The 13,181-nt window shown below is 62.6% G+C and carries 11 protein-coding genes; 5 read left to right on the forward strand and 6 right to left on the reverse strand.

Annotated elements, in window-relative coordinates:
• Positions 1-68 precede the first annotated feature (68 nt).
• Positions 69-500 carry a TfoX/Sxy family protein gene (locus NL528_RS21085; RefSeq protein ID WP_309184579.1) on the forward strand — a complete coding sequence of 144 codons (432 nt, stop codon included), beginning with the start codon at positions 69-71 and terminating at the stop codon, positions 498-500.
• 155 nt (positions 501-655) lie between these two features.
• Here the strand turns inward: NL528_RS21085 and NL528_RS21090 are convergent, their stop codons facing one another.
• Both NL528_RS21090 and NL528_RS21095 read right to left on the reverse strand, forming a co-directional pair.
• Positions 656-1,723 carry a GGDEF domain-containing protein gene (locus NL528_RS21090; protein ID WP_309184580.1) on the reverse strand — a complete coding sequence of 356 codons (1,068 nt, stop codon included), beginning with the start codon at positions 1,721-1,723 and terminating at the stop codon, positions 656-658.
• Positions 1,724-1,846: 123 nt separating this feature from the next.
• The gene (locus tag NL528_RS21095) at positions 1,847-3,352 is read right to left on the reverse strand and encodes a DEAD/DEAH box helicase (protein WP_309184581.1); all 1,506 of its coding nucleotides are present in this window, start codon (positions 3,350-3,352) and stop codon (positions 1,847-1,849) included.
• Between the two features lie 387 nt (positions 3,353-3,739).
• Between NL528_RS21095 and NL528_RS21100 the strand changes: the two genes are divergently transcribed.
• From NL528_RS21100 to NL528_RS21115, 4 genes are all read left to right on the forward strand, one after another.
• On the forward strand, positions 3,740-5,245 hold the full coding sequence (locus NL528_RS21100; RefSeq protein ID WP_309184582.1) for a caspase family protein: 1,506 nt from the start codon (positions 3,740-3,742) through the stop codon (positions 5,243-5,245).
• A gap of 144 nt (positions 5,246-5,389) precedes the next feature.
• Positions 5,390-6,220 carry an outer membrane beta-barrel protein gene (locus NL528_RS21105; protein WP_309184583.1) on the forward strand — a complete coding sequence of 277 codons (831 nt, stop codon included), beginning with the start codon at positions 5,390-5,392 and terminating at the stop codon, positions 6,218-6,220.
• A gap of 136 nt (positions 6,221-6,356) precedes the next feature.
• Positions 6,357-7,610, forward strand: coding sequence for an FAD-dependent oxidoreductase (locus NL528_RS21110; RefSeq protein ID WP_309184584.1), 1,254 nt, complete (start codon positions 6,357-6,359; stop codon positions 7,608-7,610).
• A gap of 204 nt (positions 7,611-7,814) precedes the next feature.
• On the forward strand, positions 7,815-8,585 hold the full coding sequence (locus tag NL528_RS21115) for an outer membrane beta-barrel protein (RefSeq protein WP_309185002.1): 771 nt from the start codon (positions 7,815-7,817) through the stop codon (positions 8,583-8,585).
• 96 nt (positions 8,586-8,681) lie between these two features.
• Here the strand turns inward: NL528_RS21115 and NL528_RS21120 are convergent, their stop codons facing one another.
• The 4 genes from NL528_RS21120 to parE all read right to left on the reverse strand — a co-directional run bounded on the left by NL528_RS21120 (position 8,682) and on the right by parE (position 13,099).
• Positions 8,682-9,452 carry an SDR family oxidoreductase gene (locus NL528_RS21120; protein ID WP_309184585.1) on the reverse strand — a complete coding sequence of 257 codons (771 nt, stop codon included), beginning with the start codon at positions 9,450-9,452 and terminating at the stop codon, positions 8,682-8,684.
• Between the two features lie 176 nt (positions 9,453-9,628).
• Positions 9,629-9,814 (reverse strand): hypothetical protein, encoded by a 186-nt coding sequence (locus NL528_RS21125; RefSeq protein ID WP_309184586.1) that lies wholly within the window; start codon positions 9,812-9,814, stop codon positions 9,629-9,631.
• A gap of 197 nt (positions 9,815-10,011) precedes the next feature.
• Positions 10,012-10,803, reverse strand: a complete 792-nt coding sequence (locus NL528_RS21130; protein WP_309184587.1) for an outer membrane beta-barrel protein — start codon at positions 10,801-10,803, stop codon at positions 10,012-10,014.
• 238 nt (positions 10,804-11,041) lie between these two features.
• Positions 11,042-13,099, reverse strand: coding sequence for a DNA topoisomerase IV subunit B (gene parE, locus NL528_RS21135; RefSeq protein WP_309184588.1), 2,058 nt, complete (start codon positions 13,097-13,099; stop codon positions 11,042-11,044).
• Positions 13,100-13,181: the final 82 nt, after the last annotated feature.

Raw genomic sequence — 13,181 nt, forward strand, 5'->3', positions numbered from 1 at the left:
GCGCTCGCACCTCCAGCGATAACGGCGAAGCCGTTACGCAGGGATGACGTCGTAGAACTGGCGCCACCATGGACCGCGATTTCCTGATCGACCTGTTTGCGGATTTCGGCCCGGTGACCATCAGGAAGATGTTCTCCGGCTTCGGCATCTCCGCCGACGGCACCAATTTCGCGCTGGCGCTGCGCGCCGGACTTTACTTCCGTGCCGACGAACAGAGCATTCCGCAATTCGAGGCCGAGGGTTCAAGGCCGTTTCAATATCAGACGCGGGCCAAGACCGTCACGGTGAACTCGTACTGGCAATTGCCGGCGCGCCTGTTCGATGATTCCGAAGAACTGGCGGATTGGGCGAGGGCGGCGCTGGCAGCCGCGCAGCGCGCGGCGTTGCGCAAGCGCCCGAAGGCGCGCAAGGCGGCGAAGCCGCCAGCCAAGAAGGCTTTGGTTAAAAAGCCCGTGGCGAAAAAGAAGAATCCTGCGAAGAGAAAGGGGTCGTCATCCTGAGGTGCCGTCGCGCTTGCGACGGCCTCGAAGGATGGGCCGCGGGCACCGTCGCAAGTCATCCTTCGAGGCTCGCAGGAGCTCGCACCTCCAGCGATAACGGCGAAGCCGTTACGCAGGGATGACGACGGAAGATGATGACGGATTAGTTCTAATGCTCAAGCCACCTGGCTGCGGGTCTCGGCGGCGTATTCGGGGTCGGCTTCGCAGATCACGCGGTTGCGGCCGTTGCGCTTGGCGGCGTAGAGGCACGCGTCGGCGCGTTCGATCAGTGAATCCGTGTCATCTCCCGGCTTCAGCATGGAGACGCCGACCGAGATCGTGACCCGGCCCAGGATTTCGCCGGTGGACTTCTTCTTCAATTCCTTCGCCATCACCGCGCGGCGAATGTGATCGGCGACCGTCAGCGCCTGGCGCAGCGCGGTGTTGGGCAGCACGACCGCGAATTCCTCGCCGCCATAGCGCGCGGTGATATCCTGGCCCTTGATGGTTTGCTTCAGCGACATGCCGACCAGCCGCAGCACCTGATCGCCGGTGAGGTGGCCGTAGGAATCGTTGAACGATTTGAAGTGGTCGATATCGAACATCAGAAGCGACAACGGCTCGCCGGTGGCAAGCGCGGTCTGCACCGCCATCTCGATCGAGCGGTCGAAATATTTGCGGTTGCCGAGCCCGGTGAGCGGATCGGTCAGGCTCTCGGCGCGGATGGCCTCGAGACTGTGCTGGAGGTTGCTGATTTCGGTCTTCGACAGCGACAGCCGGTTTTCCAGCGCCTTGTTGGTGTCGCGCATGTCGCGGGTCGACTTCACCAGTTGTTCGATCACCGCCTTGATCTGGTCAGGCTGCTTGGCATCGGAGAGTTTCTGGCTGGCGCCGCTCAGGCTGGCGTCGTAGCTCGCCGACATCCCGAGCGCCTCGGTGATGAGGTTCATCACGTCGTCGATTTCACCGATCACGCGCGCGCCGACCTTGTCGATGCGGTCGGAGGTTTTGATGTGGGAGAGGTAGGTCTCGTAGATCTGTTCGAGGTCGGCTTCGCTCAGCCTGCCGTTGCGCGCCAGCGTCTCGTTGATGATCTTGTTGAGGGGGGCATTGTAGCCGGTGGCGTAGACGTACCAGATTTCATAGTTGCGGGGGACAGCGGTCTGCCGGAGCGATTTGATCTGGCCCAACGCGACTTCGGCGAAGGCCAGCGTGCGCTCGTGTTCGTCCAGCAGCTTCACCACTGATCCGTCCCCAATACGTGCAGCGCCGCCTTGCTGGCAGCAGCAATTACTAAAATTATCGGCGGCAGGTTAATTGACGAGAATGAATGCCGGGTAAACGGGTTCCCCGGCTTTCGCAGTTGCTCACACGCGGGCGCGAACGGGTCTCAGCAGGAATGCGGGAAGATGCGAATGATCCGCGGGCTCCGCATCCGGTTCGCGCTGGGTTCGCCGCGGTTCGGCGCGGCCGATCGAAGGCACGCGCGAGGCCGGAGCGGGGGTGGGGGGCGTGAACGCCTCGACCGGCGCGTCCGGCTGCGGCTTGGGATCACGGCCGCTGCCGCTAGCGCGTCGCGGTTCACGTTCGCGGCGCGGCTTGTTGCGGCCGCCGCGCGAACCTTCCCGCGAACCCTCTCGCGCTTGGTCTCTGGATCCTTCGCGTGACCCTTCCCTTGATCCTTCCCTTGATCTTTCGCGCCCGCGCGATTGGCGGGGCTCCTCGTCAGACGATTCGGTGCGAACGCTAAAGTCGCCTTCGGCCTTCGGAATGGCCTGGCCGATCAGCTTCTCGATCGCCACGATCGATTTATGATCGAGCGAGGTCACCATCGAGATCGCGGTGCCGGTGCGTCCGGCGCGGCCGGTACGGCCGATGCGGTGGACGTAATCGTCGGCATGATGGGGAACGTCGAAATTGAAGATGTGACTGACGGCCGGGATATCCAGGCCGCGGGCCGCGACGTCGGAGGCGACCAGCAGCGGAATTTCACCCTTGCGGAACTGGTCGAGTGCCGCGGTGCGGGCGGACTGATCCATGTCGCCATGCAGGGCGCCGACGCTGAAGCCGTGCTTCTGCAGCGATTTGTAAACAACGGCGACTTCCCGCTTGCGATTGCAGAAGATAATCGCGTTGTTGAGATCCTTGGCGTCGCGCAAGAGGCGGCGCAATACGTCACGCTTCTCGTGCGGCTCGCGGCCGACGCTGACCTGGAACTGCGACACCCCGACCGCGGTCGTCGCGGGCCTGGAAACTTCGATCTTTTGCGGATTGTGCAGGAAGGTTTCGGTGATGCGCGCAATTTCGGGCGGCATCGTCGCGGTGAAGAAAAGGGTCTGCCGGGTGAAGGGGACCAGCTTGCAGACTCGCTCGATGTCGGGAATGAAGCCCATGTCCAGCATGCGGTCGGCTTCGTCGATGACCAAAAGTTCGACGCCGGTGAGCAGCAATCCGCCGCGCTCGGTATGGTCGAGCAGCCGGCCCGGGGTGGCGATCAGCACGTCGACGCCGCGCGTCAATTTGCTATCCTGATCGCCGAACGAGACGCCGCCGATCAACAGCGCGACGTTGAGCTTTTGTCCGGCGCCGTATTTGTCGAACTGTTCCTTGACCTGGGCAGCGAGTTCGCGGGTCGGCTCCAGGATGAGGGTGCGGGGCATTCGGGCCCGGGCGCGGCCCTTTTCCAGCAGCGTGAGCATCGGAAGGACGAAGGCAGCGGTCTTGCCGGTGCCGGTCTGGGCGATGCCGAGAACGTCGCGGCGGGCCAGAACGTGGGGGATCGCCTGTTCCTGAATGGGGGTCGGGGTGGTGTAACCGGTGGCCGCAACTGCGGCGAGCACCTTGTCGGAAAGACCGAGATGGGAAAAAGACATTGAGCCTCTGCTCGACACCGCCGTTCGGAATCGAGGGTAAAAAGCTGTCGCGTTCAACCCCGAAACGGCGCGCTTTGAAAAGCTGGGGGCTCTGACTTACGCAGACGAGCGGCTAACCCAAGGGAATCGCGTTTCGATCCAGGGCCGCGTTGACCCGAAACATAGGCGCGAAACGGCCAAAGTCAATCTTGGAACGCGCCAAATGGCCGAAAAAGCTTAACGTTTTCGCACAAATAACGGCCAGACTGTCATTTCCCGGTCAAACGAGTCGATGTAAGGACGGGCCTTGCCACACTTAGAAGGTCCCGATTGTCAGCTTGAACCGCTGCGACGCATCGGCAGACTACTGGTGGCGCCTTTCTATGGCGGGCAGGGCAGGCAATTCGGATGAACTGGCTATCGTTCAAGGTCGCATTGGCGGGGAGCCTCGCGGCGTGCCTCGTGGCGTTCTCCGCGCCCGCCCACGCCGAAAAGCGCGTAGCACTCGTGATCGGCAACAACGATTATAAAAACGTCCCCAAATTGCAGAAGGCGGTCAACGACGCCCGCACCATGGGCGATACGCTAAAGCAGCTCGGCTTCAACGTCATGGTGGCGGAGAACCAGAACCGGCAGGCGTTTTCCGAAACGTTGCTGGCGTTCGACAGGGCGGTCGACGCAGGCGACACCGCGTTCTTCTTCTATGCCGGCCACGGCTTTGAAATCGCCGGCCAGAATTTTCTGCTGCCGACCGACGTTCCGGCCGCGACCGAGGGCCAGGAAGAGCTGGTGCGCGACGCCTCCGTGCTCGCCGACCGCATCATCGAGCGGTTGCAGAACAAGAAAGTGCGAACCGCGATCCTGGTGTTCGACGCCTGCCGCAACAATCCGTTCGAGCGCGCCGGCACCCGCGCGGTCGCCGGCGGTGGCGGGCTGGCGCCGATGACGCAATTGCCGGAGGGCGTCTTCTCGGTGTTTTCGGCGGGACCGCGGCAGACCGCACTCGATCGCCTGTCGAATGACGACGCCAACCCGAATTCGGTATTCACGCGAACCTTTGCGAAGGAGTTGCTGCAGCCCGGAGAAAACCTCGTGCAGGTCGCGCAGCACACGCGCCGGCTCGTGAGCGAGATGGCGGACACCGTCAAGCACAAGCAGATCCCGGTTTACTTCGATCAGATGGTCGACGACGTGTTCCTGAACGGCACGGCGGGCAAGGCGCAGCCGGACGCCTCCGCAAAACCTGCCGAACTGCCGCAGAAGGTGGCGGCGCTGCCGCCGGTGTCGGTGCCGCGCGTGCCGAAGGAAGATTCCGTCAACGCCCCGATCGCCGCGTTCTCGCGCCACAATGGCGGCTGGACGGTGACGTTCTCGATCGCCGATCCGACGCTCGGGATTTCCTGGCGGATGGGGGAGGCCGGCGATTTCCGCGATACCGGCTTCATCGACACGCTCGATCCGCGCACCCGCAAGCGGATGCCCAATCCGTCGATCGAACTTGCCGCCGACGCACCCGCCGGCACCATCCAGGTCCGTTATGTCGACACCTCGGGCGACATGCAGGGACCGTTTCCGATCCGGTTTGACCCTGAGGCTGCGCTGATCCGCGACCAGCGGAAAATCCTCGATATGACGGCGACGAGCTGGCTGTCGTTTCGCGAATTCAACGGGCTCCTGGTCTATTACACGCACCTGATGTCGTATCGCTGCGCGATCCGCGAAGTCCGCGTCGGCATCGACAGCGCGGTCCCGGACAGGGTTTTGAAGATGCCGCTTTGCGATTCCAGGGACCCGCTCGTCATTCCGCACGACGCGCAGCCTTACCTGAAGCTCGCGCCGCAGACCCAATCGGTCTCGGTGGAGCTGACCTACCGCGACGGCAGCGTGTCGGAGATCAAGAGTTTTCGGCGTTAAGGGAGTTCTAGTACCGCATAAGTGTTACTTATCTGCAACGCCCGCGCGAAAAGACGTTGCGTCTGCTACCAAGCCTGAGTTCTTCGTCGAAAGACCGCCGTCGTCGATTATAATTGCCCCGGCTTTTTGATTTGGGGGGATTGAATGCGCAGGAATTTGGGGTGGGCACTCGCGTCGTTTATTTCGTTTGGAGTAGTTGGGCTCAATGGTGCAATGGCCGCCGACATGGCGGTGAAGGCCAGACCGCCGGTACCGATCGCGCCGGTCTATTCATGGACCGGCTTTTATATCGGCCTGAATGGGGGCGGCGGCTTTGGCCGCACTAACGCCAGCGAGACCGGTCTTCCTGACACCGGTGCTCTAGCGATCGTTGCGAGCGCGAATTACGGCCTCAACCACGATCTGACCGGCGGATTCGGCGGCGCGCAGGCCGGTTACAACTGGCAGGTGCAGAACTGGGTCTGGGGCGTTGAGGCCGATATCCAGGGTTCGGATATCAGGGGGCGCGGCACGCTCACCGGCCCGATCGTCGCGCAGCGCGATGGCGGCGCCGCCTTCGCAACCAACTTCGTAACCGCCTCCGAGAAGATCGACTATTTCGGAACCGCGCGTCTGCGTGCCGGCTTCCTCGCGACACCGGCCTTGCTGCTCTACGGCACCGGCGGTCTGGCCTGGGCCGACGTCAAGACCAGTGGACAGTTCCACTACGCAACGCCGGTCGACTACTTTGCTGCGGGTACGCGTATTCAGGCCGGTTGGACCGTGGGCGCGGGCGCCGAATTCAAGCTCGCCAGCAACTGGTCGATCAAGGGTGAATATCTGTACTACGATCTCGGCCACATCTCGGACACCAGCAACTTCGGCGTTCCGGCGTTTCCGCCCTTCCAGTCGCGATTTGACTACAATGTTCGCGGCAGCCTGGCGCGCGTCGGCTTCAACTATCAGTTCGCCGGTCCCGTCGTCGCGAAATACTGATTCCTCCCTGATCCAACGAACTTCAGGCCCCGGCATCGTCCGGGGCCTTTTGTTATGGTCGCGCGATGATATCTCTCTGCGCGGGCCGATAGGCGCTAGTCTCGAAGCATAAGTTTGCTGCGACGAGAGCCGGATCATGGACGCAGGCAGTTTTTCCGAACAACCATCGGGGCGCACGATGCAGGTCCGCTGCTGCATCGTCGGCGGCGGGCCCGCCGGCATGATGCTGGGATATCTGTTCGGACGCGCCGGCATCGATGTCGTGGTGCTGGAGAAGCATGCCGACTTCTTCCGCGATTTCCGTGGCGACACCGTGCATCCCTCGACCCTGCAAGTGATGGACGAGCTCGGATTGATCGACGGGTTTCTGAAACTTCCGCATCAGCAATTGCAGAAGCTCGACGGGATGTTCGGCGGGACGCCGGTGCGGATTGCCGATCTCAGCCGCGTCGGCACCAAATACCCGTTCATCGCCTTCATGCCGCAGTGGGATTTCCTCAATTTCCTGCGCGAGGCCGGCAAGCGGTTCGCCTCGCTCAAGGTGATGATGAATGTGGAGGCGACCGATCTCATCCATCGCGGCGATCAGATCGCGGGCGTGCGGGCGAAGACGCCGGAGGGCCCGATCGAAATCGTCGCCGATCTGACCATCGCCTGCGACGGCCGCCATTCGGTCGTGCGCGAGCGCGCCGGGCTTGCGACCGACGAGATCGGCGCGCCGATGGACGTGCTGTGGTTTCGCGCCGGCCGGCGGCCGAATGAGAGCGAGAATCTGTTCGCCCGCGTCGAGCCCGGCAAGATGATGGTCACGTTCGACCGCGGCGACTACTGGCAGTGCGCCTACGTCATCGCCAAGGGGCAGTTCGACGCGGTGAAGGCGAGGGGGCTGCCGGCGCTGCTCGACGACGTCGCGCGCATGGCGCCGATCCTGAAACCCGGCCTTGCCGATGTGAAGGGCTGGGACGATGTGAAGCTTTTGACGGTCGCGATCAATCGCCTGAAGCGCTGGACGCTGCCGGGACTGCTTTGCATCGGCGACGCCGCGCATGCGATGTCGCCGGTCGGCGGCGTCGGCGTCAACCTCGCGGTACAGGACGCGGTGGCGACCGCCAATCTTCTGGCGGCCAAACTGACAAGCGGATGCCCGACCGAGGACGAACTCGACGCGGTGCGAAGGCGGCGGGAATTTCCGGTGAAGATGACGCAGCGGATGCAGGTCATCGCGCAGAACAACATCGTCAGTGCGGCGCTGAAGCCCGGCTATCAACCGCTGAAAGTGCCGCTGGCCGTGCGGCTGATTACGGCGGTGCCCTGGCTGCAGGGCATCACGGCACGGCTGGTCGGCCTCGGCGTGCGGCCGGAGCATGTGCATTCGCCGGCGCAATTCTGAGCGCGCGCAGCGTTGCGTTGCTCGGAATTCATTAGGGATAACAGCCCGTTAAAACGGTTCGAGAAAGTTGCGCGACGGCAACAGCGGCGAGAGATTCAACCTCGTCAGCCGACAATTCGACACAGCCTGCGAAATCGATTCCGGATTGGTAAGTTGTCTCGTTCAAAGCTTGCGCCCAGGGACAACAAGGGATGCAAGAAAATGATTCACTCAAAACTGATTGCTGCTGCGGCCTTCACTGCCACGCTTGGAACGGGCGCCGCGTCGGCGGCGGATCTGGCGATGCGGCCATACACTAAGGCTCCGGCCTTCGTTGACTCCATCTACAACTGGGGCGGCTTCTATATCGGCGGCCACATCGGCGGCGCCACCACAAACGAGGAATGGATCAACACCGCCAACACCACGCCGTTCGGTGATCTCTCGCCCGGTCAGGGTTTTCGCCAACGCGGCACCGGCGTGTTCGGCGGCGGCCAGATGGGCTACAACTGGCAGGCCAGCAACTACGTGTTCGGTCTCGAGGGCACGATTTCCGGTCTCGACAACAAGGGTACCGTGCTGAACAACGTGTTCGGCGTCGGCCTCGACGATCGGTTCAGCTGGCGTACCGACTGGATGGCGACGATTACCGGCCGCGCCGGCTATGCCGTGGCGAACAATCTGTTCTACGTGAAGGGCGGCTATGCCGGCGTCAACAACCGCTTGTCGGTGACCATGCTTCCGCCGGTCACGGGTTCCGGATCCCAGACCCAGTGGCACAATGGCTGGACCATTGGCGCCGGTTGGGAATACGGCATCACCCAGAACTGGATCGTCGGTCTCGAATACGACTATGCCGCGTTCGAGAGGAAGAGCTATCAGCTCGCCGGCGCCTCGCCCGGCACCTACACCTTCGATACAAAACCCCGCGATATTCAGTCCGCGGTCGTCCGTCTGAGCTACAAGTTCAACGCCCCGGTCGTCGCACGGTACTGAGCCTTCGCTTCTCGCCAACGAACCAAAGCCCCGGCATCTCCGGGGCTTTTTCGTTGCGAGGGCTCCGACAAAAATGCAGCCGTGGTTTTCGCGCTTCTACCCCATGATCGAATACCCGCCATCGACGGGGATGGCGGTGCCGGTGACGAAATCGGACGCGGGCGAGGCGAGAAACACCGCGATGCCTGCGAAGTCTCCGATCCCGCCCCAGCGCGCCGCCGGCGTGCGCGCCAGCACCCGGTCGTGCAGGCCGTTGATCTGCTCGCGGGCACGCTTTGTCAAATCGGTATCGATCCAGCCCGGCAGCACCGCATTGGCCTGGATATTGTCGGCGGCCCAGGCGCAGGCGCAGGAGCGCGTGAACTGCACGATGCCGCCTTTGCTGGCGGCATAAGCCGGCGCGAAGCTGGCGCCGAAGATCGACATCATCGAACCGATATTGATGATCTTGCCGCCGCCCGCGGCTTTCATCGCGGGATAGACCGCCTGCGAGCACAGGAAGGCGCTGGTGAGGTTGGTCGCAATCACACTGTTCCACTCGGCGATGTCGAGCGCGTGCGGCGGCTTGCGAATGTTGATGCCGGCATTGTTGACGAGGATGTCAATCCGGCCGAGCTCGCGGGCCACGCGTTCGGCCATGGCGGCGACTGCAACCTTGTCGGTGACGTCGGCGACCACGGAAATGGCCCTGGCGCCGCTTCGTTCGATCTCGGCGACCGCCGCTTGCGACTTCGCTTCATCGCGGCCGACGATCGCGATCGCCGCACCAGCTTCCGCCAATCCGCGGGCCATGCCGAGCCCGATGCCGCCATTGCCGCCGGTGACAATCGCCACCTTGCCGCTGAGATCGAAATGTCCCGCCTTCATCGTTGCTGTCCTTTTTCTTCGTCATGCCCGGGCTTGTCCAGGCTTGTCCCGGGCATCCACGTCTTTCTTATCGCGCGCAAACTAACACGTGGATGGCCGGGCATGGGCGAGCGGAAGCGACGCCGTCCTTCAGACGGCTATGCCCGGCCATGACGAGTTAGCTACATCGGTTCCGATCAGCGCTTGCCTTGCCAGATCAACATCAGGCCGATGGCACCGAGCAACGCGCCATATCCCGCCCACTGGAGCTGATTGATCATGAAGCTCGATTTCGGCCAGGCAATTGCGCCGGTGCCCTGACCGATCCAGAGCAGGCCGATGGCAAGCGCGAGAAAGCCAAGGATCAAGAACACTCTGTCCATGGGGATTCCTCGCGGCCATTGCGCAACGGCAGCCAGAGTGGCGCGCCGGCTCGCCCAGCGCAAGAGCAGGGATCGGATGATACCTCCGAGCCAAGCCATATCGTCATTCGCCAAAGAACACGTAAAGGATCGCGCCAAGGCAACAAAAAAGCCCCGGACGATGCCGGGGCTTTTGAGCTTAAGAGATTTGGCAGAGATCAGTACTTCGCCGAGATCGGTGCGCCACCCCAGTTGAAGCGATAGACCAGTGAAGTCGAGATGGTTTGGTTCCAGCTGTTGAACCTGAGATTGGTACCGACAGGTAAATTGGTGCCGTCGAACAGCAGAGGGACGGATTTCTTGTCATAGAAAGCCGAGCGATACTCGGTCTTCATGAACCAGCCCGGCGAGCTGATGCCGAAGATGTTCAGGCTGTTCTCCACGCCGCCGCCGATGAACCAACCGTTGCGGGTGAAGCTGTTGGTGTGACCACCCACAGGAGCGCCGCTAAACTCATCGAGCAGCGTCGTGCGCGACCATTGAGAACCGGAGTAACCACCGTTCACGTAGGACAGAACATTCGGGGCTACCAAATAGCCGACCCGCGCACCAACCGCCCACGAGTCCTCCAACTTTATCGGGGCGATCACCTGGTTGAACGGGTCGTCAAGAGTGCCCTTGATGCTGCCGAACTGGCCATCTGCAAACAAGCCGAACACCCAAGGACCGTTGAACTGCCAGTCGTAGCCGAGACCGACCGTTCCGAACCAGCCAGAGCCACCCTGACGGTGATCGATGCTGAGCGGAATGCTACCTACGTTGGTTTGAACATTCTGATCGGCCGCCCACAATCCACCGCCGCCACCGCCGAAGATGTAGAAGCCGGTCCAGTTATAGACAGGCGCAACCGGCGGAGGAGCCTTCGTGTAAGGACGGGCCGCGAGGTCGGCCGCCGAGGCCGATCCGGTGAATGCCGCGAGAGCGGTCAGAGCCAGCACCAATTTCTTCATTTTCAAATCCTCAATATTGACCTGTCGACTAGGACCGCTCGAGAAGTGCGCCTGCACCGATTCCCAAATTCAGTACGGCGACTATACGTGCTTCCGCTCAAAAAGCTGTTGCGGGAGGAACACACCCGTCCGAAAACGAACCGGCGGCAAAGTCCGAAAATCGGGCAGACTCGGGCCTTGAGCGGGCTTTTGGCTTGAAATTCCTCCAAAACACCCGCGAACCCCCGATTTTGCAGGGCTAGACGTCCAGCAAATCGTCGCTGGCGAACTCGGCCTTGTCCGAGATGAAGGCGAACCGCGCTTCGGCCTTGGTGCCCATCAGCCGCTCGACGGAATCGGCGGTGCCTTCGCGGTCGTCGGCCAGCAGCACGACGCGCAGCAGCGTGCGCCTGGCGGGATCCATCGTGGTTTCCTTGAGCTGCGCCGACATCATTTCGCCGAGGCCCTTGAAACGGCTGACGTCGACCTTGGCGTTGGCGTTGAATTCGCTCTTGAGAAGCTGATCCCTGTGGACTTCGTCGCGCGCGTATACCGTCTTGCTGCCATGGGTCAGCTTGTAGAGCGGCGGCACCGCGAGATAGAGATGTCCTTCGTCGATGAGCCGCGGCGTCTGGCGGTAAAAGAAGGTGATAAGAAGCGACGCAATGTGGGCGCCGTCGACGTCCGCGTCGGTCATGATGATGATGCGCGAGTAGCGCAGATCCTCTTCGCGGTAATGCGCGCCAGTACCGCAGCCGATTGCCTGCATCAGGTCAGCGAGCTGGACGTTCGCTGTCAGCTTGTCCTTGCCGGCCGAAGCGACATTGAGGATTTTTCCGCGCAAGGGGAGGATCGCCTGGGTCTGGCGGTTGCGCGCGTGCTTGGCGGTGCCTCCGGCCGAGTCCCCCTCGACGATGAAGAGCTCGGAGCCCTCCTGCGCGCTGTTGGTGCAATCGGTAAGCTTCCCGGGCAGCCGCAGTTTCTTCACCGCGGTCTTGCGCGAAATCTCTTTCTCGGCGCGGCGGCGCAGCCGATCGTCGGCGCGCTCGATGACGAAATCCAGGAGCTTGTTGGCCTGCAGCGGATTGCCCGACAGCCAGTGGTCGAACGGATCCTTGATCGCCTGCTCGACGATGCGCTGGGCTTCGGCGGTGGCGAGCCGATCCTTGGTCTGGCCCTGGAATTCAGGCTCGCGCACGAACACGCTGAGCATCACGGCAGCCCCGACCATCACGTCTTCGGAGGTGACGGAGGCGGCGCGCTTGCCCTGGCCGATGCGCTCGGCATGATCTTTCAGGCCGCGCAGCATGGCGCTGCGCATGCCGGATTCATGGGTGCCGCCGTCCGGCGTCGGCACCGTGTTGCAGTAGGAGGAGAGGAAGCCGTCGGCATCCGCCGTCCACGCCACCGCCCATTCGCAGGCGCCGTGGGCGCCGTTGCGGCCGGATTTGCCGGAGAAGATATCGGGATGCACCAGCGTATCGGCATGAACCGCGGCGGCGAGATAGTCTTTCAGGCCGCCCGCGAAATGAAAGGTGTCTTCGGCCGGAACGTCCTCGATGCCCTTCAAAAGCTCGGGGTCGCAGCGCCAGCGGATTTCGACCCCGCCGAACAGATAGGCTTTCGAGCGCGCCATCTTGAACAGGCGCTGCGGCTTGAATGCCGCCTTGGCGCCGAAAATCTCGGTATCGGGCTTGAAACGGATACGGGTGCCGCGGCGGTTGTTGATCTTGCCGAGGTCTTCGATCTTGCCCTTGGGCTGGCCGCGCTCGAAACTCATCCGGTAGAGTTTTTGGCTGCGCGCCACCTCGACCTCGAGCCGTGAGGAGAGGGCGTTGACGACGGAGACGCCGACGCCGTGCAAACCGCCCGAGGTCTCGTAGACCTTGGAGTCGAATTTGCCGCCGGAATGCAGCGTGCACATGATCACTTCGAGCGCGGACTTCTTCGGGAATTTCGGGTGCGGATCGACCGGGATGCCGCGGCCGTTGTCGCTGACGGTCAGGAACCCGTCGGCGCCGAGTTCCACCTCGATGAAGGTGGCGTGGCCCGCCAGCGCCTCGTCCATGGAATTGTCGATGACTTCGGCGAACAGGTGATGCAGCGCCTTTTCGTCGGTGCCGCCGATATACATGCCGGGTCGGCGGCGCACTGGCTCGAGCCCTTCGAGCACCTCGATGTCGGCTGCGGTGTAGCCGGCCTCGGCGCTGCCCGAGCGGGCCGCGACCTTGAGCGGGGCGCGTCCCTTGGGTTCGGGCGCCCCGAACAGATCGTTGCCTGATTTATTTTTTGCAGCGGACTTCAATGGTTTGGACATGGTTCTTCATGTATTGCGCGCGGCTGGCGCAGCGAATCGATTGCTCTGACTATGCCACGGATGGGTTGAAAAGGTGACGGCC

Source organism: Bradyrhizobium sp. Ash2021, assembly GCF_031202265.1.
Lineage (GTDB): Bacteria > Pseudomonadota > Alphaproteobacteria > Rhizobiales > Xanthobacteraceae > Bradyrhizobium.

Coding starts and splice junctions, on each gene's coding strand:
- NL528_RS21095 (WP_309184581.1), bottom strand. CDS start 3,352: ATGTCTTTTTCCCATCTCGGTCTTTCCGACAAGGTGCTCGCCGCAGTT.
- NL528_RS21125 (WP_309184586.1), bottom strand. CDS start 9,814: ATGGACAGAGTGTTCTTGATCCTTGGCTTTCTCGCGCTTGCCATCGGC.
- NL528_RS21100 (WP_309184582.1), top strand. CDS start 3,740: ATGAACTGGCTATCGTTCAAGGTCGCATTGGCGGGGAGCCTCGCGGCG.
- NL528_RS21085 (WP_309184579.1), top strand. CDS start 69: ATGGACCGCGATTTCCTGATCGACCTGTTTGCGGATTTCGGCCCGGTG.
- NL528_RS21130 (WP_309184587.1), bottom strand. CDS start 10,803: ATGAAGAAATTGGTGCTGGCTCTGACCGCTCTCGCGGCATTCACCGGA.
- NL528_RS21110 (WP_309184584.1), top strand. CDS start 6,357: ATGGACGCAGGCAGTTTTTCCGAACAACCATCGGGGCGCACGATGCAG.
- NL528_RS21120 (WP_309184585.1), bottom strand. CDS start 9,452: ATGAAGGCGGGACATTTCGATCTCAGCGGCAAGGTGGCGATTGTCACC.
- parE (WP_309184588.1), bottom strand. CDS start 13,099: ATGTCCAAACCATTGAAGTCCGCTGCAAAAAATAAATCAGGCAACGAT.
- NL528_RS21105 (WP_309184583.1), top strand. CDS start 5,390: ATGCGCAGGAATTTGGGGTGGGCACTCGCGTCGTTTATTTCGTTTGGA.